Here is a 23,358-nt window from a genome sequence, read left to right as displayed (position 1 = left end):
GGACCACCGCTCGCGCGAGCGCGCGGCCCCGTCTTCTCGAGTTAGTGAAGAACTCTTCCGATACGGGGCTTCATCAGGTAATGGCGGAGTGAATCGTGTGCTGCTCGGGCCGCCAAGGCGCGCAGGGCCTGTCGGAAGGGCACCTCGGCCGACGAGTTCTTCGCGTGCGTCGGCGGCTTCTGACCGTCAGGAGTCGACTGAGGGCGCGGGCACCGACCGGCGCCTGAGGCGAGGGCGTCCGTAGAAGGCCCAGACGAGGTAGGCGGCGACCGCGGTGCCGACCCAGAGGGCGCCGTCCGCCGCAGCCTCGGCGCGCGCGACGTAGCGCAGGAGGGGCTGGCACATGACCACGACGAAGAGGATGTTCAGGCAGTCGTCGACACTCAGGTCGTCGCGTCGGGCAGCTGAGCCGTCCGCGGGTGCGCGTCGCGCGTCCCGTCGAGGTCGACCGACGACCACCCAGGCCGCCCAGGCGGCGACGGCCGCGGTAGTGACGGCCGCCCCGAGACCTTCGGCGCGTCCGGCGACGGCCCACACGGTGGCCGCGCTGGCGGCAGCCGCCACGATGACCGCGCCGTGCGCTCGCTTGACGTCCACGAATCTCCCTCCGGGCACGCGTCGGTCGGTGCTCCTCGGCAAGACTGCCACTCTCCGCCGACGCCGGCGGTGACCCCGGCCGCACCTCTCGAACTCGTGAACGACGCTTCCTCCACCGCCGTGGGTGATGTAGTAGGGGGATGGAACTCGAGGTGGTCCAGGGCGACATCACGGCCCAGGACGTCGACGCCGTGGTCAACGCGGCGAACCGTGCCATGCGTGGCGGGGGAGGGGTGGACGGCGCGATCCACCGCGCGGGCGGCCCGGAGGTGCTGGAGGACTGTCGCCGCCGCTTCCCCCACGGACTCGAGACGGGTCGCGCCCGCTGGACGACGGCAGGCCGCATGCCGGCGAGGTGGGTGATCCACGTCGTCGGACCGAACCACAACCGCGGCGAGCGGGACAGCACGCTCCTGACCTCCTGCTACGCCAACGCGCTGACCGTGGCCGACGAGCTCGGCGCCACGTCGATCGCGTTTCCGCTGATCAGTGCGGGCTCCTACGGCTGGCCGTTCGACGACGCCGTCGCGGCAGCCGTCGACACGCTCCGAGCCACCCCCACGCAGGTCGCGTCAGCCCGCCTCATCGCCTACGACGCTCGCGCGCACGACGCGATCGCGCAACGCCTCTCAGCCTGACCACCACCTAGGCTGGCCCAGCGCTCCCGTAGCCCAATGGCAGAGGCAGGCGGCTTAAACCCGCCCCAGTGTGGGTTCGACCCCCACCGGGAGCACGTATGTACTGGACCGCGCGCCTCAGCAAGATCGCACGGGTGATCCTTGGAAAGTGCACAATCGGCAGATGACCCCATTTGAAACGATTACTCAAGAAGCTCGAGCATCGCGGACTGTGCTGATTGAAGCCTACGAGTCGGACGGCACCGTCGAAACCCGAGAGATCGAGCCTTACAGTCTTCGACCGGGCGCACCGGGGAAGTCCGAGCGACTGTACGGCTTCTGTTTGAAGCGCGAGGCGGTGAGGTCCTGGACTGTAGATAACATCGTGCGCGCCGAGCCGACAGGCAACGAGTTCGCTCCGCGTTGGCCCGTCGAGTTGTAGAGCGCGCTGGTCATGCGGATCGAGTCCGTCACTATCAAGGCTTTCAGATGTCTCGAAGACGTCACGGTCGAGTTCGACGACGTGACTACCCTGGTGGGGCCGAACGGGGCCGGAAAATCGACCGTGCTGCGCGCACTCGACTGGTTCTTCAACGGGGCCAGCGCTGCTGCCATTGGCATCGAAGATTGGAGCCACGGTCGGGAGGATCAAACGTTATCTGTGCGCGTGACGTTCTCCGATATTCAAGATGCGGACCGCGCTGTCCTGGGTCGTTATGCTCCGGAGGCGGCAGCGCGCTTTACTGCCTGGAAAGAACGTCGGCCTGACGGAGTCGAGAAGATGTCTGCGAACCTCAAGGCCTACCCGCCATTCGATCGCATCCGCTTGATCGCCAACAAACTCCAGCAACGAAGCGCCTTCAACGAGCTGGCTGGAGGACTGGGTTTGGAGCGTGCATCGAATGCTCAACAGGTCAATGATCGGATGCGCGTTTGGGAGAGCGAACATCTAGATCAGTTGGAAGATGCTGCGGAGGAGCTTCAGACGAACTTTTTCGGATTCAATGGGGCGAGCAAGATGGCTGGCATCTTCGATTTTGTGCTGATCACGGCCGATCTTCGGGCCGCCGATGAGGTGCATGATGCCCGCGGAACGATTCTAGGTCGGATCTTGGAACGTAAACTCGATCGAACGGTCGCCGACGAAGAACTTGAAGCTCTTGCAATCGAGACAGCCGCAAAGCAGGATGAAATTTACCAACGGCACTTCGAGACAGACCTGGAAGACATCTCTGCGCGACTAACGAATGCCGTCGGACAATTCTCTTCAGGTCACGAGGTGCGTGTGGAGCGCACGGCCTTCGATTCCCCATCTGTTCGAGCGAGGTTCAGTGTGGCTATCTCCGAACAAGATCTGGTAACCACGGTCGACCGTCAGGGCCACGGTTTTCAGCGCACACTCCTTATATCCGCGCTCAAGATGCTCGCCGAGTTCGGGTCTGATTTCACGGATAAGGGTGTGATATGTCTTGCCATCGAGGAACCGGAGCTTTTCCAGCACCCATCGCAGGCCATGGCCTTCGCTTCGGTCCTTCGGAAGTTGGCGGAGGACCCCGGCCAGGGAGTCCAAGTTTCTTATGCGACCCATAGCCCACACTTCATCAAGGCCGGACGGTTCTATCAGGTCCGCAGGCTCACAAGGCCTGTCGATCCTGAGACTCGCGCGCTTCGTGGCACTCGCGTCAGTGCAACGTCGGTCGACGATGTGGTGGCGCGCCTCGACGGACTCGTCGGACGAGATATGGTTGAGCGGCAACTCGACTCGATCGCTACCTACCGGCTTCCGGACGCACTCTTCGCTAACGCTGTCGTCCTGGTGGAGGGGGCAACGGACCGAGCCGTGTTGCAGGGTGTGGGTGACCGAGTAGGTGAGGTCCCACTTTCGACTGATGGCGTGGTCATCGCAGAGGTCGGAGGAAAGGACTCGATCTTGATTCCTCTCGCGGTGCTGCAGGCCCTGGAAATTCCTGCGTACGTGATGTTCGACGGGGATGGGGACTTAGAAGAGCGGATGCTCAAACACGGTCGCTCCGACGATGATCGTGCCATAGCAGTCGATCGAAATCGACAAACCAACGAGAGGCTTCTCAGCTACCTGGGCGAGGACGAACGGCAGTTTTCTGGAGACGATCTTGTACGCGAATCCTGTGCTGTCTTCGGCTCAACTCTCGAGGGGGTTCTTCAGACCTGGCCTGAGTGGCTCATGGAGGTTGAGAGGATGCAAGACGAAGGCGTTGCCACGAAGAAGAACAACGTGGCATACCGATTCGCGACTGCAACATGCGGCGGCGAAGTGCCCGACATTCTGCAGGAGATCATTGAGAGAGTTCGTCGACATACTCTTTAGCGCGTGAGGGTGCGGCTCTGCCGAGAGCGAGCAGCGGTCGAGGGCGTCTTCGCTTGTGCGGGGCACGGACTGGGTCAGGACGTCTTCGAGTACGATGCGGTGTTCCGCAGCGATCGAGGCTCCAGGTGACCACCTTCTCGCAGCGACGCTCGTACGGCGACTGACCTCCTCATGCTGCCAAGTCGCGACGGACCGTCCGCCGCGGGGCCACCGGGTTCCCGTCAGGATCGAGTGAGGTCGCGGGAATGTCAGCGGCGCGATGAACTTCAGATGCGGTCGACGGCGTCGCACATCCGCCGGGCCCGTCGGTGCGTGCATCTCCTTTGAGCTCGCACACCTAAGACCGCTCCCCATGACGGCTCTCTACTCAGCACCCGGCTGCGACATCGGGTCGGGGCCGACTCTGACCTTTCGAGATCAGATCGCGACGCCCTCCGGCCCGTCCGTCGCGAGCTCGTCGTGCTTGACGTTGAGCAGGACCCAGATGATCGCCGAGGCGGTCCAGATCATGAAGGCGCCGACGAGGAACGCGTGGGTCGCGCCCTCGGTGAAGGCGGCCTGGCCGATGAGGGCGCTCAGGCGGTCGGCGGCGTCGGGGGAGGGTGCGGCACCCGACCCGGACGCGGCCTGGAGGGCGCCGCCGATCTCCTCGCCGCGGTTGGTGGAGAAGTGCAGGGCGACGGTCGAGAGGGCGGCTAGACCGATGGCGCCACCGACCTGCTGCATGGTGTTGAGCACGCCCGAGCCGATGCCGGACTCCTCCGAGGGGATGCCGTGCACGGCTACCAGGGTCATTGTCACGAATACCAGGCCCATGCCGAACGCCATCAGGATGATGAACGGCGCGATGGCGGTCCAGTAGTTCACGTCGTCGCTCAGCGAGCCGCTGCCGCCGGCGATGCGCAGCAGGTGGGCGGGGCTGTCGTCGACACTGATCCGCGAGAAGCCGAACAGGGCGATGCCGGCCAGGATCGTGCCGGTCCCGGCGATGAACCGCGGGTCCATGCGGGCGATCAGCTTCGACGACAGGGTCGCGCCCATGACGATGCCGACCGTGAACGGCAGGAACGCGAAGCCGGTGTGCAGCGGGCTGTAGCCGAGCACGTTCTGGACGAACAGCGACAGGAAGAAGAACATCGCGAACATGGCCGCCGGCGTGATCATCATCGAGGCGAACGCGACTGACCGCGCGCGGCTGGCGAAGATGTTGAGGGGAAGCAGCGGGCTCTTGACCGAGCGCTCGATCACGATGAAGCCGACGAGCAGCACCGCCGCGACGACCAGCGGCACGATGGTCGAGGTGTCGCCCCAGCCGTAGCGCTCGTCGCCGGCGCGGGACAGGCCGAAGACCAGTGCGGCCAGACCGAGGGTCCCGCTCAGGGCGCCGGGGATGTCCAGCGGCAGGCGCTGCGGCTTGCTCTCGGGCAGGAAGCGCGGCGCCAGGAACGCCGCCACGAGGCCGATCGGCACGTTGATGAGGAACGTCAGCCGCCAGCCCTCGAGGCCACCGAGCTGAAGCCCGGTGAGCCAGCCGCCGAGGATCAGGCCGATGGCGGCGCCCACGCCCGACAGGGCGGCGTAGACGCTGAAGGCGCGGTTGCGCAGGGGGCCCGCGGGGAAGGTCGTCGTGATGAGCGCCAGGGCGGCGGGAGCGGCCAGCGCCGCGCCGATGCCCTGCAGCCCGCGCGACGCGAGCAGCATCGGCTCGTTCTGCGCCAGGCCGCCGAGGGACGAGGCGACGGCGAACACGACGAGTCCGGTCATGAAGATCCGGCGGCGACCGTAGAGGTCGGCCAGCCGTCCGCCGAGGAGCAGCAGGCCGCCGAACGCGAGGGCGTAGCCCGTGACGATCCACTGCAGGTTCGCCTGGCCGATCTTCAGGTCGGTCGCGATGTAGGGCAGGGCGATGTTGGCGATCGTCGCGTCGAGCACGACCATCAGCTGCGCGATGCAGATGATGACCAGCGCCCAGCCCAGCCGGCGGTTGGTCTCGGGCGTGAGGTCCTCCGGCTCGGTGAGGTGCCTCCCGGCGTCGGGGGTGGTGTCGGTCATGAGGGGTCCTTGGGGGTCTGGTCGGGGGAGTGGCGCAGGACGGCGGGGAGGATCACCTGGTCGATGACGGCGGTGATCTTCTCGGGGGTGGGCACTTCGCCCAGGACGAACTCGCGGTGCAGCACGATGCCGGCCAGGGCCGACCCGACGATGTCGACATCGACGTCGTCGCGGATCTCACCACGCTCGCGGGCCCGGTCGAACAGCTCCCGGGCCGCCTCGATCTTGGGTCCGAGGAACCGGGCGCGGAAGCCCTCGGCGAACTCGGTGTCGCGGCCGAGGGCCGTGAGCACGCCGCTGAAGATCGAGATCTGGCGCTCGTCGGTCAGGCCGCCACGGCCGCAGTGCGAGGCGATGAGATCGCCCCGCAGGGTGCCGGTGTCGGGCAGGGCTGCGAGGGGGCCCTTCTGGGCGAGGACGGCCTCGAGGACGAGGCTGGCCTTGGTGTCCCAGCGGCGGTACAACGTGGCCTTCGACGCTCGCGCGGCCGAGGCCACGGCGTCCATCGTCAGGCGGTCGTAGCCGACGTCGGCCAGGACGTCGAGCGCAGCCTCGAGGATCTCGTGCTCACGCTCGCCCTCCACGCGAGGACGGGCGGCTGCGGCTTCGGCCGGGGTCATGGTGCTCCTGGTGCGACGAACGCGGATGAAACGAAACGGTATCGTTCTGTCCGATGGTACGGACCTGTTTCATCGGAGCGCAAGTCCGGAGCGGCGACCTACGTCGACGCGCGGCCGGGCGTCAGCGCTGGTCGCGCGTCGGCTTCGTCCGTCGGGTCGCGGGTGCACTGCGGGGATCGTCGGGCCAGGCGTGCTTCGGGTACCGGCCGCGCAGGTCGGCCCGGACGCCCGGGTAGCCGTTGTCCCAGAAGGAGTCGAGGTCGGCGGTGACCGCGGCCGGGCGACGCGCGGGGGAGAGCAGGTGCAGCAGCACGGGGACCCTGCCGTCCGCGAGTGTCGGCGTCGTGGTCCAGCCGAAGACCTCCTGCAGCCGGACGGCCAGCACGGGCTGCTCCTGGGCGTAGTCGATCCGCACGCTCGATCCGCTGGGAACCTCTACCCGCTCGGGTGCCAGCTCGTCGAGCCGGCTCGCCTCGGGCCAGGGGAGGACGGCGCGGAGGGCCGAGGTGACGTCGATGCGGCGGAGGTCCTGGGCGGAGCGGACGCGCGCGAGCTGCGGCCCGAGCCACGACTCGAGGGTCTCGGTCAGCGCGTCGTCGCTGACGTCGGGCCACGGGGCGCCGATCGCGCGGTGGAGGAAGTCGAGACGGGCGCGGAGGGTGGTGGCCGACTCCGACCAGGTGAGCAGGTCGATGCCCTCGGTCTCCAACGCCTCCCGGATGGCTGCGGTCACCGCGTCGGCGGGCGGGTCCTTGACCGGGACCGACGAGAGCTCGATCGCGCCGAGCAGCGTGCGGCGGCGCGCCCGCACCCGACCGTCGGCCCAGGTGACGTCGTCGACCTCGGTCCACGACGAGCCCGCGGCCTCTAACGCCAGATCTTCGGTGAGGGGCGCGGCCGAGCGGATGCGGGCCTCGCGCTCCCCGGACCGTCGGTTGGCGTCGGCGACGGCCAACCACTCCAGGCCCGCCAGCGGGCTGGGGTCGCGGGGGTCGAAGGCGGCGCCGGTGCCGCCGGTCATCAGGTACGCCGAGCCGCCCCGGCGCTTGCGGGCGATGCGGTCCGGGTGGGCGAGAGCCACGACCAGGCCGACGGCGACGTCGTCGGTGAGCGACCGCGCGCCGGTCGCCTCGTTTGCGTGCTCCTTCGCGATGGCCTCGAGCCGTTTCACCTGCTCGCGCCACGGCCCCGACCGATGTGCTGACCGCAGCGAGCGGAGCGCGGCGACGAGGTCGCCGCCGGGTGCGCGGACGTCCTCGCCCAGCATCGCCACCACCTCGGCCGCGCGCCGGGCCCCGACGAGCGGCGACCCGTCGATGAGCGCTCGCGCCAGGCGCGGGTCGACGGGCACGCCCGCCATCACGCGGCCGCGGGCGGTGGCTCGTCCGTCGTCGGTGGTCGCGCCGAGCTCGATGAGCGTCTGCCGTGCCGTGGCCAGGGCGTGCTCGGGTGGCGGGTCGAGCAGGGCCAGGTCGCGCACGTCGTCGTTGCCCCAGCAGGCGACCTCCAGCGCGAACGCGGTGAGGTCGGCGGTGGCGATCTCGGGCTCCGGGTGGTCGGCCAGGCGGGCGTGCTCCTCCTTCGACCAGCAGCGCAGCACGGCACCTGGTCCGAGGCGTCCGGCGCGTCCCGCCCGCTGCTCCGCTGCGGCCTTGCTCACCGCGACGGTCACGAGCGACGACAACCCGCGACGGTGGTCGGTGCGCGGCTCCCGCGAGAATCCGGCGTCGACGACGACCCGCACGCCCGGCACGGTCAGTGACGACTCCGCGACCGCGGTCGAGACGACGACCCTGCGACGTGGACCCTCGCTGAGCGCACGGTCCTGCTCCGCGCCCGGCAGGCGTCCGTGCAGGGGGTGCACGTCGGCGTCGACGTCGTGCAGCCGTCGCATGGCCGCGTCGACCTCCGCGACACCTGGCACGAAGACGAGGACGTCCCCGTCGTGCTCGGCGAGCGCGCGGCGGACGGTCGCGGCGACGTGGTCGTGGAAGGCCGGGTTGATGCCGCGGTCGTCGGTGCGACGCACGCCAGGAGGCGCTGGACTCCAGACGGACTGCACGGGGTGCAGCGCGCCCGGGATGTCGACCACCGGCGCAGGCTCCTTCTCGGCGGAGGCGAGCAACGCCGCGGTCCGCTCGGCCTCGACGGTGGCCGACATCGCGACGAGGACGAGGTCGTCGCGCAGGTTGGCGCGCACGTCGACGAGCAGCGCGAGGGTCAGGTCGGCGTCGAGGTGGCGCTCGTGCACCTCGTCGAGCACGACCGCCCCGACGCCGGCCAGCTCGGGGTCGTGCTGGATGCGTCGCAGCAGGAGCCCGGTGGTGACGACCTCGACCCGCGTGCGCCGACTCGACTTCCGGTCGCCGCGGACGGCGTACCCGACGGTCTCGCCCACCGGCTCGCCGAGCAGGTGCGCCAGCCGTCGCGCGGCGGCGCGGGCCGCGATCCGGCTCGGCTGCGTGACGACCACGCGACCCTCGACGGCCACCGCGACGGCAGGCGGGACGAGCGTCGTCTTGCCGGTCCCGGGAGGAGCGTGGACCACTGCGACGCCCCGACCTCGCACCGCCTCGTCCAGCGCACCCAGCCCCGTGACGACCGGCAGGTCGGGCGGTGCGGCGAGGAGGCTGTGGAGCGGGTCGGACACAGTCGCAGTCTGCCTGAGCTCGAGCCTCTGACGGCGGCCTGATCCAGGTCAGGCTTCCTCCGTCAGGATCTCCAGCGCCGTCTCGGCGTCGATGCGGTGCCTGCCGGTGACGACAGTCCACGCAGCGCTGCTGGCGTCGAGGTGGGCGCGAAGCCTCAAGAGCCGAGACCGGTCCGAGCCGGCGAACGTGTCACGTTCAGCGAACGGATCGTCGAGGCACGCGAGCAGCGATACTGCGTCGCGTAGGTGGCGCTCCGGGTCGCGAGAGTCGGCTGTGTAGGCAGCGGCCTTCAGGATGAGTGCGCCGAAGACGCTCGGCACCGAGACGGTCGTGATGGTGCCGGGCTCGATCTCCATCCGCGCGTTCACGGTTCGGCGTAGCGCCTGCGTGCCGCCTTCGATGCGGATCATCTCGCGTCCCGCGAGACGTTCGGTGACACGGGGAGCGTGGTGGTCGGAGAGCAGGACGTCCACGACTTCCTCGCTGTCCTCGCCCTGACGGCTGGAGACCAGGTCGATCGCGGTGTTGTCTCTGACGAACCGATGAGCCGTGTTGTGCCGGGGGTCGACGGCTGGGCGCAGCTCGTATCCGAGGGAGCGCAGCGCCGCCGCGGTCTCGGACGCCACCCCGCGGGTGGTCTCGACGTGCAGCACGATGTCGACGTCGTTGGTGGGTCTGACGACGCCCAAGCCGTGATGGATGCAGTGCAGCTGCGTCATGAGTCCACCGATCAACGTCCACCGGTCCGGCGGCAGCACCGAGGCGATCTCGGCGACGTTCGGCCATGGATCCGGCCAGCCGCCCGTCGAGGCGGCGACGTCGATGGAGGCGCGCTGGACGCCTCCGTCCTCACCGGCCGGCATTTTCTCGGAAGAGCTCGAGTCGCTGGGTCAGGTGCTGTTCCCCGACGCCGCGTTCGCGCGGGTCGAGGGAGGTGGCGGCATCGGCTGCGGCGAGCGTCCTGTTGAATCGAGCGAGGTACGCGACGAAGTCGAGGTCCATCGAAGTGCAGCGCAGGGTGATGGGTCCTGCAGGGTCCCTTCGGAGCCTGAGGCGCTGGACCACGCTGGTGAGCGCTTCGGTTCCCAGGTATCCGTCGACGACGTCGTCGCTCTCGACGAGCCCGAGCCGTCGTCGTCCCGGGACGACGATCTGCTCGCGCACGCGGTCTGAGACGGAGCGATGACCGGACCACGTGGTGACGGCGGCACGGTCGCGCAACCTGAGCGCCAGCTCGCCCGGGTCGGTGATGCCGATCAGAGTGGCGCGCAGCCGGTACCTCTGCGTGTCGCCGAGACCGAGTGGTGCTGCTCCGGAGAGGAGTGCGATGGCTCCCCATGCGGTGTGTTCTGCCCAGGTCCGCGTGCGGCCGCTGCCTCGCTCGGCTCTGTAGCGTTCCACCGACGTCCGGTCGAAGATGCCGCGGGCTACACGGGTGATCTCGCCCTTCTCCGCGATGAGCCGGACCTGACGCGCCTCGACCCCCAGGAGCTCTGACACCTCCTGGACCGTCAGGAGCTCGTCGCGAGTGGACATGACAGAATAGTGCCGCTTCCGGTGATGATCTGTAAAGACTCCGATGACTTCAAGCGCTTGACGCGTCGTCGAGGTGCCTGCGCTTGTGCCGCCGCTGATGTGCTGGCGAACCGTTCCGGGGCTTGGCAGGACTAGCGTGAGACGCATGGGTCGAGGTCGATACATCCCGCCGATGGATCCGAGCGTCGGGCCGGTGGAGGAGCTGCTCGACGCGGCAGCGTCGCGGACGACGGGCGAGGTGGAGCGGCGGGCGGGGCGTGTCGTTGCCTCGCACGCGCTCTGGCTGTGCGCCTGCGAGACCTTCGACGACGCTCCGACGTGGTTGATCTACGCCGTCGGCGACGACGGGGTCGGGTGGCAGCGCGTCCCGGAGCAGGTGGACGTCGAGGACGTGGTCGACGCGGAGCACCTGACCGGCTGCCACCCTGATCCTGAGGGAGTGCTCGTCTGGCTCCGCAGCGAGCGGCCCAGGCCCTGGCGTCGCGGTCGGGGCGACTTCCCGGAGGACTCGTACGTGTACGACGAGCTGAACCGCAGGATCTTCCGCGGTGAGGTCTAGCTGATCGAGCAGATGGGGCAGGTGTGCGGCGTGTCCGAGGCGGAGGCCTGCAGGTCGCCGGCAGCGATACTGGCCCGATGAAGCCCCAGAAGGTGCGCCGACGTCTCGAGCAGGCCGTCAGCAGTGGGCGCGTGATGAACCTGGCGCGTGACGAGCTCGGCCAGGACGACAGGGGCTTCATCCTGAGTCTCTCGGACCACTGGGTTGCCCTGCAGGTGCTCGCGGACGGTGTCTTCGTCGACGGTGTGGTCCTCCTGCGCGTCCAAGACATCTCTGCCGTGCGCGACGCACACAGCGCCTACGTCGCGCGAGCGCTGGAGCGCCTCGAGCAGTCTTCTGCCTCGTTCGCGATCCCGACCGGGGCCGACGCTCGCGATCTCGTCGTCCTGGCCGCGGAGCTGCACCCCTTCAGCGCCTTCGCGCTCGCGGACGACGGCGACGAGGCGCTGATGATCGGCCGCCTCGTGAAGGCCGGCAGGCGACGGGCGAGGCACCGGTTCATCGACGTCGACGGCACCTGGGCCGACGCCGACGACCGGTGGAGGTACGACGAGATCGTGATCATCCACGTCGGTGGTCGCTACATCGACGCGCTCGCGGGATTCGGCGATCCTGGTCTCGCCGACCTCGCCCCCTAGCCTGAGCGCATGCCCTCCCGCCGACGCGTCCCGCCGATGGACCCCAGCGTCGGGCCGGTGGAGGAGCTGCTCGACGCGGCAGCGTCGCGGTCGACGCACGAGACCGACCGGCGGGCGGGTCGTCTCGTGGTCTCGCACGCGGTGTGGCTCTGTCCCTGCGACGCAGTCGACGAAGCGCCGACGTGGCTGGTCTACGCCCGCGGTGACGACGGCATCGGATGGCAGCGGATCGACGATGGGGTCGACCTCGGCGACGTCGTGGAGGCCCAGTACCTCTCCGGCTGCCACCTCGACCCGGACGCGGTGCTCCTGTGGTTGCGTGGCGAGTGGCCGAGGCCGTGGGGTCGAGGCGTCGGCGACGACCCGAAGGGAGCGGACGTCTTCGACGAGCTGCAGCGCAGGATCCTCGCCCCGTAGGACCGCACCGTGTCACTGAGCCTACGCCAGTGATCCGTGCACGTCGCGTGTGAATCAGTCTCTCTCGACGCGTGAGCGAGCAACGATCGGTCGTCCCAAGAAGCATCCGCCCTCGATCATGGCGCGCCGCCGCGCAGTCACCCCACCCTGGACCTCCGGGCGATCCCCGGACGCCGTCGCGGTACGCCACGTGGTCGTGGACGCGGGCCCAGAAGGCTCGCGGCGACCCGCTGGGCGACCGCCCGTCCTGCGACCGAGCGAGGCCCCGATGACCGAGCTGCTCCCTGCCCCCACGTCCGCCGACACCTCCGCGACCCTGCGGGAGGTGGCCGAGCGCGTGCGGTGGATCGCCACCGCCATCGTCGACGCCGCCAACCACGGGCGGCCCAACGCGTCGGGCGTGAAGGTCGGCGGGCACCAGGCGTCGAGCGCGTCGATGGTCGACATCATGACCGCCCTGTGGTTCTCCGAGCTGGAGCGCGACGACAGGGTGTCGGTCAAGCCGCACGCGTCGCCGGTGCTGCACGCCGTCAACTACCTCCTCGGCGACCTCGACGCCTCCTACCTCAGTCGGCTGCGGGAGAAGGGCGGGCTGCAGAGCTACCCCAGCCGGCTCAAGGACCCCGACACCGTCGACTTCTCCACCGGCTCCGTCGGCATCGGCGCGACCGCTGCGATCTGGGCCGCGCTCGCGCACCGCTACCTCGACTCGCGCGTCCCCGACGTCGCCCCCGCGGGACGATTCATCAGCCTCGTCGGCGACGCGGAGCTCGACGAGGGTGCCGTGTGGGAGGCCGTCGCCGACCCTGCCGTCGCCGGGCTCGGCGAGGTGCTGTGGGTGGTCGACGTCAACCGCCAGTCGCTCGACCGTGTCGTGCCCGACGTTCAGGTCCACCGCCTCGAGGGGATGTTCGAGGCCGCGGGCTGGCAGGTGCTCACCCTGGCGTGGGGCCGGACGATCACGTCCCTCTTCGAGCGCCCCGGAGGCGCCGACCTGCGCCGCCGGCTCGAGTCGATGCCCAACGAGGAGTACCAGCGGATGCTGCGCGCCGACCCGGCCGAGCTGCCCGACCGCATCCTCGGCGACGACGCCAGCGCGGAGCTGACGGCGCTCGTCGGGTCGCTGTCCGTCGCCACCCTCGCCGAGGCCGTGCGCGACCTGGGCGGGCACGACCTCGACCTCCTCGTCGACACGTTCCGCCACGTCGACACGCACCGACCGACGGTCGTCCTCGCCTACACGATCAAGGGCCGCGGGCTGCCGATCGAGGGCCACCCGGCCAACCACTCCGCGCTGCTCACCGAGGAGCAGATGGACGCCTACGCTGCGGAGGTCGGTGCCGACCGCGCCGACCCGTGGCGGGCGTTCGAGCCCGGCTCCGCCGCCGACCAGCTCTGCCGCCGACGGGGTGAGGCGCTGCGCCGCGAGCCCGTCGCCACACCGACCGTCGACGCCCTGCCCGTGGCCCTGGGCCGGTCGCACCGCGCCCCGGTGTCGACGCAGGCCGCACTCGGCCGGTTCCTCGTCGACCTCACGCGCGAGGCGCCCCAGGTCGCGGGGAAGGTCGTCACCTGCAGCCCCGACGTCGCCTCCTCCACCAACCTCGGCGGCTGGATCAATAAGACCGGTGTCTGGTCGGCGCAGGACCGACGCGACTGGTTCGCCGACGACGCGCAGCGCACGCTGCGCTGGGCCGAGGGCACCGGAGGTCAGCACATCGAGCTCGGCATCGCCGAGGTCAACCTGGTGGGCCTGCTCGGCGAGCTCGGCACCACCTGGAGCCGGTGGGGCGAGCGGCTCATCCCGCTCGCGACGCTCTACGACCCCTTCGTCGCCCGGGCGCTCGAGCCGTGGTCGTACGGCATGTACTCCGGCGGCCAGTCGATCCTGGTCGGCACGCCCTCGGGCGTCACGCTCGCGCCCGAGGGCGGCGCGCACCAGTCGATCACCACCCCGTCGATCGGGCTCGAGCAGCCCGGCTGCGTCGCGTGGGAGCCGGCGTTCGCGCAGGACCTCGAGTGGTGCCTGCTCGCGGCGATGGGCCAGGTGGGCCGGCCCGACGGCACGTCGGCGTACTTCCGACTGTCGACCCGTCCGCTCGACCAGACGGCAGCCCGCCTCCCCGACGACCCCGACCTGCTCGAGCGACGTCGACGGCACGCCGTCGCGGGCGGCTACCGGCTGGGCGACCAGGCGGGAGGCGACGACGTGACCCTCGTCGGCGTCGGCGCGATCATGCCCGAGGTGCTGGCCGCCGCCGACCGGCTCGCGTCCGTCGGCGTCCGGGCGGGCGTGGTGTGCCTCACCAGCCCCGACCTCGTCTACCGCTCCTACGACGCGCGCGGTCGCGTGGGCGCGCACCACGCGAGCGACATCGCCGAGGTGCTCTTCCCGGCCGCGCACCCCGCGCCGCTCGTCACCGTGATGGACGGCCACCCGCACACGCTGTCGTTCCTCGCCGGCCTGCGAGGCGACCGGCTGGTCGGGCTGGGTGTGCGCGAGTTCGGCCAGTCGAGCGACCTCGACGACGCGTACCGCCTGCACGGCATCGACACCGCCTCCATCGTCGATGCCGCGCTGACCCTCGCCGGACGGTGACCGTCCGCCGGCACCCGTGGTCGGGCGCGGGCCTGCCCTACCCTGGGTGCCTCCGACAGGGAGGTGCGTGATGGCGCAGGCCGGTGACGGGTCGCGGGCGACCCCACGGGCGGCACGTCTCGACGACGTCGACCGCCGTCTGCTCGACCTGCTGCGCCGCGACGCGAGGGCGCCGGTCAGCGAGCTGGCGCGGGCGGTGAACCTGTCGCCCGGCCCGGTCAGCCGCCGGATCGACCGCCTTGAGCGGATCGGCGTGATCAAGGGCTACGTCACCGTCGTCGACGACCGGGCCGCCGGCGACCTCGACGCGTTCACCGAGATCCGGCTCACCGGCGACACCGAGACCGGCGAGCTCGAGCAGCTCCTACGCGGGATCGAGGAGGTGCAGAACGTCTTCACCATCGCGGGCGACCCCGACGTGCTCGTTCGGCTGCGCGTGCACGACGTCGACCACCTGCAGCGGGTGGTCAACCGCATCCGCCGCACCGGACGCACCACGCACACGAAGACGCTCATCGTCATGCGCGACTGGGCGCGCGGCGAGGACCTCGACGACTGACCGAGGAGCCGTCAGGCCGGCGGCTCGGGGAGCACGTCGAGGCTGGTGAGCAGCACGTCGACCGCCCACGTGGTGAGCGTGCCGACGTCGAGCGTGTCGTCGGCCGCCACCTCCTCGGCGCACGTGTCGAGCACGGCCACCCAGCTGCTCATCGCCACCCGGTGCAGGGGGGAGAGCGGCTGGGGCAGGCCGACGACGTCGGCCACGGTGGCCGCGCCCTCCAGGCGCGCCTCGCGCAGCAGCTGCCGCACCTCCGGCTGCGCCGCGGCCGCACCGTGCAGGAGTGCGAGGTACCCCTCGCGGTAGGTGGCGAGGAACTCCAGGTGGCGTCCGACGAAGCCCTCGAGCCGCTCCCGGACGGTGGTCTCCTCGGGGCGGGGCGCCTGGTACGCGCTCACCTCGGCGAGCACCTGACGCAGCGCCTCGGCCGCGATGCCGCGCTTGCCGCCGAAGTAGTACGACACGAGCCCGTGCGCCACGCCCGCCCGCGCCGCGACGTCGCCGACGCCCACGTCGTCGTAGCCGCGCTCCACGAACAGGGCGATGGCGGCGTCGAGGAGGGCCTGGCGCCGGTCCACGCGAGGAGGTCGCGGCGTCCGTCCCTGCTCCTGCGTCGTCACGCCACCACAGTAGGCCACCCGCCTCGAGATTGACGAGTGGTCAAGTTCTTGACTCGTGATCAAAATACGTCGTATGGTCGGGAGGAGAGCCGCCGACGAAGGAGCACCTGTGGCGACCAACCTGCTGCGATACCGGACGGGGCCGTCCGCCGGCGCGACCTGGGGCGTGCTCGACGGCGACGGCTTCGTCGCGCCGCTCGACGGTGCCTACGCCACCACCGGCGACCTCGTCGAGCACGGCGAGGACGACTGGCGCGCCCGCGCCACCGAGGCCGGCTCGGTCGCGCTCGACGACGTCGAGGTGCTCTCGCCGGTCACCACCCCGTGCCGCGTGATGTGCCAGGGCGTGAACTATCGCGAGCACGCGATCGAGTCGGGGATGGACCCCGACGCCCTCGACTTCAACCTGTTCTTCGACAAGACCGACGCGTCGGTCACCGGACCGTTCGACGACGTCGTGCGGCCGGCCCACGTACGCCTGCTCGACTACGAGATCGAGATGGCCCTGGTGCTGCGCAGCCGCGTGCGCGGGCCGGTCACCGTCACGCGCGAGAACCTCGCCGACCACGTCTTCGCCGTGACCGTCGCCAACGACCTCTCCGCCCGCGACGTCCAGCTGCCGCAGGGCCAGTTCCTCAAGGGCAAGAGCTACCGCGGGTTCTGCCCGGTGGGTCCGTACCTCACCGTCCTCGAGCGCGACGAGATCGGCCTCGTCGACGAGCTCGACCTGACGCTCGCGGTCAACGGCGAGGTGCGCCAGCACGACAGCACGCGTCACCTGCTCCACAAGCCGGCCGAGACCCTCACCGAGCTGAGCACCTTCTGCGACCTCGACCCCGGCGACCTGCTGCTCACCGGCACGCCGTCCGGGATCACGGCGGGGTCGCCGCCCGCCGTCGTGCGCCGGCTGGCCACCGCCATCCTCGGCGAGCGTCGGCTCTGGCAGGCGTTCGTGCGCACCAACCTGAAGAAGCCGTACCTGGTGCCGGGCGACGTCGTCACGGCGTCCATCAGCCACCCGCTGGGAGCCGCCGACCTCGGCACCCAACGCACCGCCATCGTCGCCCCGCGCGACGTCTGACGCCCCGAGAGGACGACCATGGCACCACAGGACGAGCGCACCGCCGAGCGCACCCCCGGTCCCTGGGACGAGGCACCCGACTTCGTCGCCCACTGGGTGGTCAAGACGGCGCGGCGGCGCGAGATGACCGAGTGGTACGCCACCGTCTTCGGCGCGCGCGTCGTGCACGAGGACTCCGAGCTCACGTTCCTGAGCTGGGACCACGAGCACCACCGGCTGGCACTGATCGGCGTGCCGGGCTTCGTGCGGTTCCTGTTCCCGTTCGCGCGGTACCGCCGCAAGGTCTACGGCGTCGACCACCTCGCCGTGCAGTTCCTCTCCATCGAGAAGCTGCTCGACACCTACGAGCGGCTGAAGGGTCGCGGGATCGATCCCGTCTGGGCCATCAACCACGGTCCGACGACGTCGCTCTACTACGAGGACCCCGACGGCATCCGCCTGGAGTTCCAGGTCGACAACTTCCCGACGATCGAGGAGACGGCCGCCTTCTTCGGCACCGAGGCGTTCGAGAAGAACCCGATCGGCACGATGTTCGACCCCGACTACCTGCTCGCGCGGCTGCGCCGGGGCGACGACCCCGCCGACCTCCTGGTGCCGGGCGCGGGCACCCCGCCGGGGCAGAAGCCGCGGACCAACAAGAAGACGATCACGTGGAAGACGCTCTGACGGTGCCCGGCCCGCCCGTGACGATCGTCGGTGCGGGCGCGGCCGGCTCGACCCTCGCCCTGCTGCTGGCCCGCCACGGCATCGCCACCACCGTCCTCGAGCGTCGACGTCAGCCGCTGACGCACCCCGCGGCCCACGTCGTGAACGCGACGTCGCTGGAGATCTGGGAGAAGGCCGACCCCCTGCTCGCGTCGACCGTGGCCGCGCTGAGCCCGCCGCTGTCCGAGCTCGGCACGATCCGCTGGGCGTCGGACCTGCACGACCCGATCGCCGACCTCAACTTCCTCGACGACGCCGACGAGGTGGCTGCCGTCCGGACGTACAGCCCGTACCTGCGATCGCACGTGGGCCAGCACCAGCTGATGCGCGAGCTGTGGGCCGCGCTCGACCGTGCGCCGCTCGTGACGTTCGTGCGCGGTGTGGAGGTCGAGGACCTGAGCGTCCTGCCCGACGGCACGCAGCGCGTCGGGCTGACGTCCGAGCTCGGTCACGAGGACGTCGACAGCGCGTTCGTCGTGGCGGCCGACGGTGCCAACAGCCGACTCCGCGACGTCGCCCGTCTCCGGCTCGAGGGGCCCGTGCTCGCGCGCATGGGCAGCGCGTTCTTCCGCGCCCCTGGTCTCTACCCGGCCGGTGCGACCCGACCGTTGCTCACCTGGATCTACCGGCCCGACTTCGCCGGCGTGATGATCGCCCACGCCGACGACTGCTACGTGCTCATGACGGTCTACCTGCACCCGGGGCAGGAGGTCGCGCAGTCGAGCCGGACGTACTGGGAGCGGATGGTGCCCACCATCCTCGGCCGCGACCACGACGTCGAGATCCGCTCCACCGGCACGTGGGAGATGACCTCGCAGGTCGCCACCTCGTTCCGGCGTGGGCGCCTGCTGCTCGTCGGCGACGCGGCGCACCGCTTCCCGCACACGGGCGGCTTCGGGCTCAACAGCGGCGTGCAGGACGCCGACAACCTGGCCTGGAAGCTCGACGCCGTGCTGAGCGGCGAGGCGAGCACGTCGCTGCTCGACACGTACGAGCAGGAGCGGCGACCGGTCGTCGAGCGGTTCGCGGAGTACAGCGTCGCGAACCACCTGCGGCTCGACGAGGTGACGAAGGTCGTGGGGGTGACCAACCGCTCGCTCCGGCAGGCCACGCGTGCCGTCAGCAGCCCGCCGCTCTCGTGGTTGCCGGCCCGCGTCATGGCGCCTCTCGCCGAGCGCGCCACGCGCCTGCAGCTCGGACGCACGGCGGCCCTGCGGGGCACCACGGCGGCCGGCGAGCGAGCACGTCAGCACGTCGTCGACGCGGTGCCGGGCCAGATCGAGCACTTCGTGGCCACCGGGCTGGAGTTCGGCTACGCCTACGGGGGTCGGCTGGTGGACCGCGAGCCCGGCGAGCAGCCCGTGGTCGACGAGGGCGTCCTGCGGCACCGCCCCACCACCTGGCCGGGCTGCCGCCTGCCGTACCTGCCGCTCGACGACGGACGCTCCGTCCACACGCTCGTCGAGGACCGCGGGCTCACCCTGCTGACGTTCGACCCCGACGCATGGGAGTCGTGGGTCGAGGCAGTGGGGGAGCGCCTGCCCGTCCCGGTCGTGGTGCGGGAGGTGCGACCGGCCGGCCCGCGCCCCGACGCGGTCCGGCTCCTCGAGGTGGGGGAGCGCGGCGCCGTCGTGGTGCGCCCCGACGGCCACGTCGTCTGGCGCTCCGGTCAGCCTCCCCTGCAGTCGGGCGTGCGGCTGGCGCTGTTCCTGCACCGGTCGTGGGGGCCCGTCTGGTCGGGCTCCGCGGCGCGCGCCACGGCGGCCCGCTGACCTCACGGGACGCCAGGGCGGTGCGCGACGAGACCCGTCGTTCCGCCAGAATCCCTCCATGCCCCTGAACTGGACCCTGCACCACGACGGCAAGACGATCCCCGACGGCGAGATCGTCCGGCCTGGCGAGCGGCTGACGTGGCCGCGGACCATCGGGCTCGGTGCGCAGCACGTGGTGGCGATGTTCGGCGCGACGTTCCTGGTGCCGACGATCACCGGGTTCCCGGTCACGGCCACGCTGTTCTTCTCCGGCCTCGGCACGATCCTGTTCCTCGTCCTCACGCAGAACCGGCTGCCCAGCTACCTCGGGTCGTCGTTCGCGTTCCTCGCGCCGATCGGCGCGGTCGCCGCGTCGGGTGCGTCGATCGAGGTGGCCATGTTCGGGATCCTCGTCACGGGCGTGCTCCTCGCCGTGGTGGGGGCGATCGTCGTCCGGACCGGCATCGGCTGGATCAACGCCCTCATGCCGCCCGTCGTGGCAGGCTCGATCGTGGCGCTCATCGGCTTCAACCTCGCGCCCACGGCGATCAAGAACGCCCAGGCCGGGCCGTGGATGGCGGTCGTCACCCTCGTCGTCCTCGTGCTCACCGTCGTCGTGTTCAAGGGGCTCGTCGGACGGCTGTCGATCATCGTCGGCGTGCTCGCCGGCTACGTCTACGCAGCCGTCACGGGTGCGCTCGACTTCCAGCCCGTCCGTGACGCGAAGCTGTTCGGGCTGCCCGACTTCAGCACCCCCGAGGTCAGCTGGGTCTTCATCCCCGCGTTCCTCCCGGTGGTGCTGGTGCTCATCGCCGAGAACGTCGGCCACGTGCGCAGCGTCGCGCAGCTCACCGGCGACGACACGATCAACGAGCGCACAGGCCGCGCGCTGCTGGCCGACGGCATCGCGACCACCATCGCCGGTGCCGGCGGCGGGTCGGGCACGACGACCTACGGCGAGAACATCGGCGTCATGGCCGCCACGCGCGTCTACTCGACCGCGGCCTACTGGGTGGCCGGCGCCATCGCGATCCTGCTGTCGTTCTCGCCGAAGATCGGGGCGCTCATCAACACCATCCCGACGGGCGTGCTCGGCGGTGTCACCATCGCGCTCTACGGCCTCATCGGCATCGTCGGCATCAAGATCTGGATCGACAACCACGTCGACTTCTCGGTGCCGGTCAACCAGCTCACCGCCGGCGTCGCCCTCGTCATCGGCATCGGCAACCCCGAGCTGAAGGTCGGCGACATGGTCTTCAACGGCATCGCCCTCGGCACCATCGCCGCGCTCGTCGTGTTCCACGTGATGACGGCCATCGAGAAGCAGCGCCAGCGGGCCTGACGCCTGGTTCGCAGTCGCGTCGCAGCGGTCTCGCAGCCACGGCGACGAACCTCTGGCGGGTGGGCGGACGGACCGGCCACGCGAAGGAGGACCGATGTCCACGTTCCGACAGAAGCTGCTCACGACCCTTGCCGCGGTCGTCGCGCCCCTGGCCCTCGTGGCCGCCCCGGCTGCGTCGTCGCAGGCTGCCGAGACCGATGCCGCCAGCGGCCGGTGGGTGACGGTGAAGCCCGGCTACGACCCGAGCCAGATCGGCCCCGGAGACAACCGCGTCACCCGTGGGGGGATCGACGGACTCGGGAGCAACAGGTCGACCTACTGCGCGGGCAAGACACAGCCCGGCACGATCCGACTCAAGAACTACCTGCAGCACTACTTCCCGACGACCCGCGCCAGCGGCCTCTACAACTGCCGCAAGATCGCCAACAGCAACGAGTGGAGCCTCCACGCCGAAGGTCGCGCGGTCGACCACTTCCTCAACGTGAACAACGCGGCGCAGAAGAAGGCCGGCGACGCGATCCTCTACGCGTTCACCAAGAAGGACAAGAACGCGGTGCCCGCCGGCCTGGCGCAACGGTGGGGCGTGCAGGAGATCATCTGGAACTGCAAGATCTGGACGGCGGCCCGCGCCGACGAGGGTGTGCGCGCCTACGGACCGTGCAGCACCAGCTCGAGCCCCACGATCCGCCACGAGGACCACGTGCACATCGCGCAGCACCGCGTGGGTGCGGCCGAGGGCACGACCGCGTACACCGGCTACCAGGTGTGGCTGCCCGACGCCGTGTAGGACGGGCCTGGCCGGAGGAACGTCGACGTCGTGCTCCGGGAGTCTCAGCGGTGGCTGGCGCGCGTCATCGAGCCCGCGTGACGCGCGCCGGCCACCGCCACGACGCGCCCCGCGACCTCTCTGCCGCCGTCGGGGCGCCGTCAGTCCTGCGCGAGCCGCATCGCGGCATGGGTCTCGTCGAGCAGGAGGGGTGCGGTGGCTCCCCAGCCGTGGTCGTGCACCGCCTCCGCGACGGCCTCCGGCGACACCGTGGCCATCGGGAAGCAGGCCCACACGAGCGGAACGGTGGACAGCCGCGGCAGCGCGTCGTCGAGCTGGTCGGTCAGGACGTCGAGGTCGTCGGCGAGCAGCACGGTCGCGTCGAGGTCGTCGGCGTCGTGGTCGAAGACCTCCACGCCCTCGGGCAGCGGACGCAGCAGCGACGTCACCGCCGTCGTCCCGCCCACGGCCCACACGCGGAAGCCGTCGCCGATGCCGAGCAGGTCGGCGGTCGTCTCGCTCATCGCGCCAGTCTAGGGTCGCTCAGCGCGTCGGCCGGGCCGCGAGGTCGTGGATCACGCGCCCCTTCGCGAGGCCCTTCTGCTCGAACTTCGTCAGCACCCGCCCCTCGAACCGCTCGACCGGACCGCCCTCGACGTGCGGGCTCTCCGCCACCACCTCGGCCATCTGCTCGCCGTAGTCGGCCCAGTCGGTCGCGAGTCGCCACGTGCCCTCCGGCTCCAGCACGCGCGCGACGAGCTCGGTGAAGGGGACGGTCACGAGGCGCCGCTTGTGGTGCCGCTTCTTGTGCCACGGGTCGGGGAACCAGGTCCACAGCTCGTGCACCGACCCCGGCTCCAGCGCGGTCGCCAGCGTCTCGGTGGCGTTCGCGACGGCCAGCCGCACGTTCGTCACGCCGGTCGCACGGGCCTGCACGAGGGTCTGCGCGACGCCGGGCGCCCACACCTCCAGTGCCAGGAAGTTCCAGTCGGGGTGGCGCTCCGCGGCTGCCACGACGTTCTCGCCGCGTCCGCTGCCGATCTCGACGACGAGCGGGGCGTCGCGCCCGAACGTCGACGCAGGGTCGATCCGCCAGTCGGGGTCGACCGACGTGCTCGGGCCGGCGCGGGGCACGTCGAGCACGTAGGCCTCGGCCAGCTGGTCCCACGCCGCCTGCTGCTTCTCCGTCAGACGCCCTCCGCGTCGCGTGAACGACACCGGCTCGCGGCGGTAGCGGGGCGCCTCGTCGGCGGAGGTGGCGGGATCTTGCGGCAGGTCGGCAGCGTCGGGCATGGCTCGAACCCTAGGACGTCCGCCACGATCGTCGGCATGAGCACCACCGACGCCTCGCGCGACCCCGCCATCGTCCCTGACGACAAGGACTGGACGTGGGTGCTCCGTGAGCCCTGCCCCGAGTGCGGGCTCGTGACGGGTGAGGTCGAGGCCGCCGCCGTCGGCACGCTCGTGCGCGACTCGCTGTCCCGCTGGCGGCGGGTGCTCGACCGGGCCGACGTCGCTCGGCGTCGTCGCCCGGACGTCTGGTCCGACCTGGAGTACGCGTGCCACGTGCGCGACGTTCTCTCGGTCATGCACGACCGGCTCCGCCTCATGCTCCTCGAGGACGACGCACGCTTCGCGAACTGGGACCAGGACGCCACGGCCGTCGACGACGACTACGCCGGCCAGGTCCCTGGCGACGTCGCGCGCGCGCTCACGTCGGCGGGGGAGCGGCTCGCGGCAGCGGTCGACGCCGTGCCGGCGGACGCCTGGGGCCGCACCGGGCAGCGGAGCAACGGCTCGACCTTCACCGTGGAGACCCTCCTGCAGTACCTCTGGCACGACGTCGCGCACCACCTCGTCGACGTCGACGCGTGACCTCGCCCTCCCTTTGGTTTCAGGAA

23 protein-coding genes and 1 tRNA gene are annotated in these 23,358 nt (G+C 70.6%); 15 read left to right on the top strand and 9 right to left on the bottom strand.

The genetic code is table 11. The features are described from left to right. Positions 1-186 precede the first annotated feature (186 nt). Positions 187-597: a hypothetical protein gene (locus Aeryth_RS13075; protein ID WP_067859518.1), complete on the bottom strand. Its 411-nt coding sequence runs from the start codon at positions 595-597 to the stop codon at positions 187-189. A 140-nt stretch (positions 598-737) separates the two neighbouring features. Between Aeryth_RS13075 and Aeryth_RS13070 the strand changes: the two genes are divergently transcribed. The 4 genes from Aeryth_RS13070 (at position 738) to Aeryth_RS13060 (ending at position 3,561) form a co-directional block, all read left to right on the top strand. Beyond that, positions 738-1,235: an O-acetyl-ADP-ribose deacetylase gene (locus Aeryth_RS13070; protein WP_067859515.1), complete on the top strand. Its 498-nt coding sequence runs from the start codon at positions 738-740 to the stop codon at positions 1,233-1,235. 22 nt (positions 1,236-1,257) lie between these two features. Then, positions 1,258-1,330 (top strand) — tRNA-Leu (locus Aeryth_RS13065). Positions 1,331-1,398: 68 nt separating this feature from the next. Next, on the top strand, positions 1,399-1,656 hold the full coding sequence (locus Aeryth_RS18560) for a WYL domain-containing protein (protein WP_417864632.1): 258 nt from the start codon (positions 1,399-1,401) through the stop codon (positions 1,654-1,656). 12 nt (positions 1,657-1,668) lie between these two features. Next, the gene (locus Aeryth_RS13060; protein WP_067859512.1) at positions 1,669-3,561 is read left to right on the top strand and encodes an ATP-dependent nuclease; all 1,893 of its coding nucleotides are present in this window, start codon (positions 1,669-1,671) and stop codon (positions 3,559-3,561) included. A gap of 417 nt (positions 3,562-3,978) precedes the next feature. Here the strand turns inward: Aeryth_RS13060 and Aeryth_RS13055 are convergent, their stop codons facing one another. The 5 genes from Aeryth_RS13055 to Aeryth_RS13035 form a co-directional block, all read right to left on the bottom strand. Next, entirely contained in the window at positions 3,979-5,613 is a 1,635-nt protein-coding gene (locus tag Aeryth_RS13055; RefSeq protein WP_067859509.1) for an MFS transporter, read from the bottom strand. After that, entirely contained in the window at positions 5,610-6,233 is a 624-nt protein-coding gene (locus Aeryth_RS13050; protein WP_067859497.1) for a TetR/AcrR family transcriptional regulator, read from the bottom strand. Before Aeryth_RS13050 ends, Aeryth_RS13055 begins: the two co-directional genes overlap by 4 nt. Before the next feature lie 121 nt (positions 6,234-6,354). Further along, on the bottom strand, positions 6,355-8,883 hold the full coding sequence (hrpB, locus tag Aeryth_RS13045; protein ID WP_067859495.1) for an ATP-dependent helicase HrpB: 2,529 nt from the start codon (positions 8,881-8,883) through the stop codon (positions 6,355-6,357). A 48-nt stretch (positions 8,884-8,931) separates the two neighbouring features. Then, positions 8,932-9,747, bottom strand: a complete 816-nt coding sequence (locus Aeryth_RS13040) for a hypothetical protein (RefSeq protein WP_067859488.1) — start codon at positions 9,745-9,747, stop codon at positions 8,932-8,934. After that, positions 9,734-10,420 (bottom strand): MerR family transcriptional regulator, encoded by a 687-nt coding sequence (locus Aeryth_RS13035; protein ID WP_067859484.1) that lies wholly within the window; start codon positions 10,418-10,420, stop codon positions 9,734-9,736. Before Aeryth_RS13035 ends, Aeryth_RS13040 begins: the two co-directional genes overlap by 14 nt. Before the next feature lie 145 nt (positions 10,421-10,565). On the opposite strand from Aeryth_RS13035, the gene Aeryth_RS13030 reads away from it, so the two are divergent. The 5 genes from Aeryth_RS13030 to Aeryth_RS13010 all read left to right on the top strand — a co-directional run bounded on the left by Aeryth_RS13030 (position 10,566) and on the right by Aeryth_RS13010 (position 15,192). After that, complete coding sequence (locus Aeryth_RS13030; RefSeq protein WP_144433781.1) at positions 10,566-10,979, top strand: hypothetical protein; 414 nt, start codon at positions 10,566-10,568, stop codon at positions 10,977-10,979. Between the two features lie 77 nt (positions 10,980-11,056). Beyond that, positions 11,057-11,617, top strand: a complete 561-nt coding sequence (locus Aeryth_RS13025) for a hypothetical protein (protein WP_067859477.1) — start codon at positions 11,057-11,059, stop codon at positions 11,615-11,617. A 9-nt stretch (positions 11,618-11,626) separates the two neighbouring features. Further along, positions 11,627-12,034 carry a hypothetical protein gene (locus tag Aeryth_RS13020; protein ID WP_144433780.1) on the top strand — a complete coding sequence of 136 codons (408 nt, stop codon included), beginning with the start codon at positions 11,627-11,629 and terminating at the stop codon, positions 12,032-12,034. Between the two features lie 268 nt (positions 12,035-12,302). Further along, complete coding sequence (locus Aeryth_RS13015) at positions 12,303-14,633, top strand: transketolase-like TK C-terminal-containing protein (RefSeq protein WP_067859471.1); 2,331 nt, start codon at positions 12,303-12,305, stop codon at positions 14,631-14,633. A 70-nt stretch (positions 14,634-14,703) separates the two neighbouring features. Beyond that, positions 14,704-15,192, top strand: coding sequence for an Lrp/AsnC family transcriptional regulator (locus Aeryth_RS13010; RefSeq protein WP_067859468.1), 489 nt, complete (start codon positions 14,704-14,706; stop codon positions 15,190-15,192). An 11-nt stretch (positions 15,193-15,203) separates the two neighbouring features. On the opposite strand, the gene Aeryth_RS17700 is transcribed toward Aeryth_RS13010, so the two are convergent. Beyond that, positions 15,204-15,812, bottom strand: coding sequence for a TetR/AcrR family transcriptional regulator (locus tag Aeryth_RS17700; RefSeq protein WP_158509212.1), 609 nt, complete (start codon positions 15,810-15,812; stop codon positions 15,204-15,206). 109 nt (positions 15,813-15,921) lie between these two features. On the opposite strand from Aeryth_RS17700, the gene Aeryth_RS13000 reads away from it, so the two are divergent. The 5 genes from Aeryth_RS13000 (at position 15,922) to Aeryth_RS12980 (ending at position 21,478) form a co-directional block, all read left to right on the top strand. After that, entirely contained in the window at positions 15,922-16,893 is a 972-nt protein-coding gene (locus Aeryth_RS13000) for a fumarylacetoacetate hydrolase family protein (protein ID WP_202967670.1), read from the top strand. 18 nt (positions 16,894-16,911) lie between these two features. Then, positions 16,912-17,559 (top strand): VOC family protein, encoded by a 648-nt coding sequence (locus tag Aeryth_RS12995; RefSeq protein WP_067859459.1) that lies wholly within the window; start codon positions 16,912-16,914, stop codon positions 17,557-17,559. Continuing rightward, a complete protein-coding gene (locus Aeryth_RS12990; protein ID WP_236749740.1) occupies positions 17,544-19,370 on the top strand; it encodes an FAD-dependent monooxygenase in 1,827 nt (608 codons plus the stop codon). The genes Aeryth_RS12995 and Aeryth_RS12990 overlap by 16 nt, the downstream gene beginning before the upstream one ends. A 58-nt stretch (positions 19,371-19,428) precedes the next feature. Continuing rightward, complete coding sequence (locus Aeryth_RS12985) at positions 19,429-20,691, top strand: uracil-xanthine permease family protein (RefSeq protein WP_067859454.1); 1,263 nt, start codon at positions 19,429-19,431, stop codon at positions 20,689-20,691. Between the two features lie 94 nt (positions 20,692-20,785). Beyond that, positions 20,786-21,478, top strand: coding sequence for a VldE C-terminal domain-containing protein (locus tag Aeryth_RS12980; RefSeq protein ID WP_067859452.1), 693 nt, complete (start codon positions 20,786-20,788; stop codon positions 21,476-21,478). A 140-nt stretch (positions 21,479-21,618) separates the two neighbouring features. Here the strand turns inward: Aeryth_RS12980 and Aeryth_RS12975 are convergent, their stop codons facing one another. Further along, positions 21,619-21,981, bottom strand: coding sequence for a DUF3052 family protein (locus tag Aeryth_RS12975; protein ID WP_067859449.1), 363 nt, complete (start codon positions 21,979-21,981; stop codon positions 21,619-21,621). A 19-nt stretch (positions 21,982-22,000) separates the two neighbouring features. After that, positions 22,001-22,750, bottom strand: a complete 750-nt coding sequence (trmB, locus tag Aeryth_RS12970; protein ID WP_067859446.1) for a tRNA (guanosine(46)-N7)-methyltransferase TrmB — start codon at positions 22,748-22,750, stop codon at positions 22,001-22,003. A gap of 36 nt (positions 22,751-22,786) precedes the next feature. On the opposite strand from trmB, the gene Aeryth_RS12965 reads away from it, so the two are divergent. After that, positions 22,787-23,332 carry a DinB family protein gene (locus Aeryth_RS12965; protein WP_067859443.1) on the top strand — a complete coding sequence of 182 codons (546 nt, stop codon included), beginning with the start codon at positions 22,787-22,789 and terminating at the stop codon, positions 23,330-23,332. Positions 23,333-23,358 lie beyond the last annotated feature (26 nt).

Origin of the sequence: Aeromicrobium erythreum (assembly GCF_001509405.1) — a bacterium.
GTDB classification, from domain to species: domain Bacteria; phylum Actinomycetota; class Actinomycetes; order Propionibacteriales; family Nocardioidaceae; genus Aeromicrobium; species Aeromicrobium erythreum.
This window is presented reverse-complemented; position numbering and strand designations above follow the sequence as displayed.

Excerpts from the sequence above, each read along its gene's own strand:
- Aeryth_RS13070 (WP_067859515.1), top strand. The coding sequence starts at position 738 with ATGGAACTCGAGGTGGTCCAGGGCGACATCACGGCCCAGGACGTCGAC.
- Aeryth_RS18560 (WP_417864632.1), top strand. The coding sequence starts at position 1,399 with ATGACCCCATTTGAAACGATTACTCAAGAAGCTCGAGCATCGCGGACT.
- Aeryth_RS13060 (WP_067859512.1), top strand. The coding sequence starts at position 1,669 with ATGCGGATCGAGTCCGTCACTATCAAGGCTTTCAGATGTCTCGAAGAC.
- Aeryth_RS13055 (WP_067859509.1), bottom strand. The coding sequence starts at position 5,613 with ATGACCGACACCACCCCCGACGCCGGGAGGCACCTCACCGAGCCGGAG.
- Aeryth_RS13050 (WP_067859497.1), bottom strand. The coding sequence starts at position 6,233 with ATGACCCCGGCCGAAGCCGCAGCCGCCCGTCCTCGCGTGGAGGGCGAG.
- Aeryth_RS13040 (WP_067859488.1), bottom strand. The coding sequence starts at position 9,747 with ATGCCGGCCGGTGAGGACGGAGGCGTCCAGCGCGCCTCCATCGACGTC.
- Aeryth_RS13035 (WP_067859484.1), bottom strand. The coding sequence starts at position 10,420 with ATGTCCACTCGCGACGAGCTCCTGACGGTCCAGGAGGTGTCAGAGCTC.
- Aeryth_RS13030 (WP_144433781.1), top strand. The coding sequence starts at position 10,566 with ATGGGTCGAGGTCGATACATCCCGCCGATGGATCCGAGCGTCGGGCCG.
- Aeryth_RS13025 (WP_067859477.1), top strand. The coding sequence starts at position 11,057 with ATGAAGCCCCAGAAGGTGCGCCGACGTCTCGAGCAGGCCGTCAGCAGT.
- Aeryth_RS13020 (WP_144433780.1), top strand. The coding sequence starts at position 11,627 with ATGCCCTCCCGCCGACGCGTCCCGCCGATGGACCCCAGCGTCGGGCCG.
- Aeryth_RS13015 (WP_067859471.1), top strand. The coding sequence starts at position 12,303 with ATGACCGAGCTGCTCCCTGCCCCCACGTCCGCCGACACCTCCGCGACC.
- Aeryth_RS13010 (WP_067859468.1), top strand. The coding sequence starts at position 14,704 with ATGGCGCAGGCCGGTGACGGGTCGCGGGCGACCCCACGGGCGGCACGT.
- Aeryth_RS12995 (WP_067859459.1), top strand. The coding sequence starts at position 16,912 with ATGGCACCACAGGACGAGCGCACCGCCGAGCGCACCCCCGGTCCCTGG.
- Aeryth_RS12985 (WP_067859454.1), top strand. The coding sequence starts at position 19,429 with ATGCCCCTGAACTGGACCCTGCACCACGACGGCAAGACGATCCCCGAC.
- Aeryth_RS12980 (WP_067859452.1), top strand. The coding sequence starts at position 20,786 with ATGTCCACGTTCCGACAGAAGCTGCTCACGACCCTTGCCGCGGTCGTC.
- Aeryth_RS12975 (WP_067859449.1), bottom strand. The coding sequence starts at position 21,981 with ATGAGCGAGACGACCGCCGACCTGCTCGGCATCGGCGACGGCTTCCGC.
- trmB (WP_067859446.1), bottom strand. The coding sequence starts at position 22,750 with ATGCCCGACGCTGCCGACCTGCCGCAAGATCCCGCCACCTCCGCCGAC.
- Aeryth_RS12965 (WP_067859443.1), top strand. The coding sequence starts at position 22,787 with ATGAGCACCACCGACGCCTCGCGCGACCCCGCCATCGTCCCTGACGAC.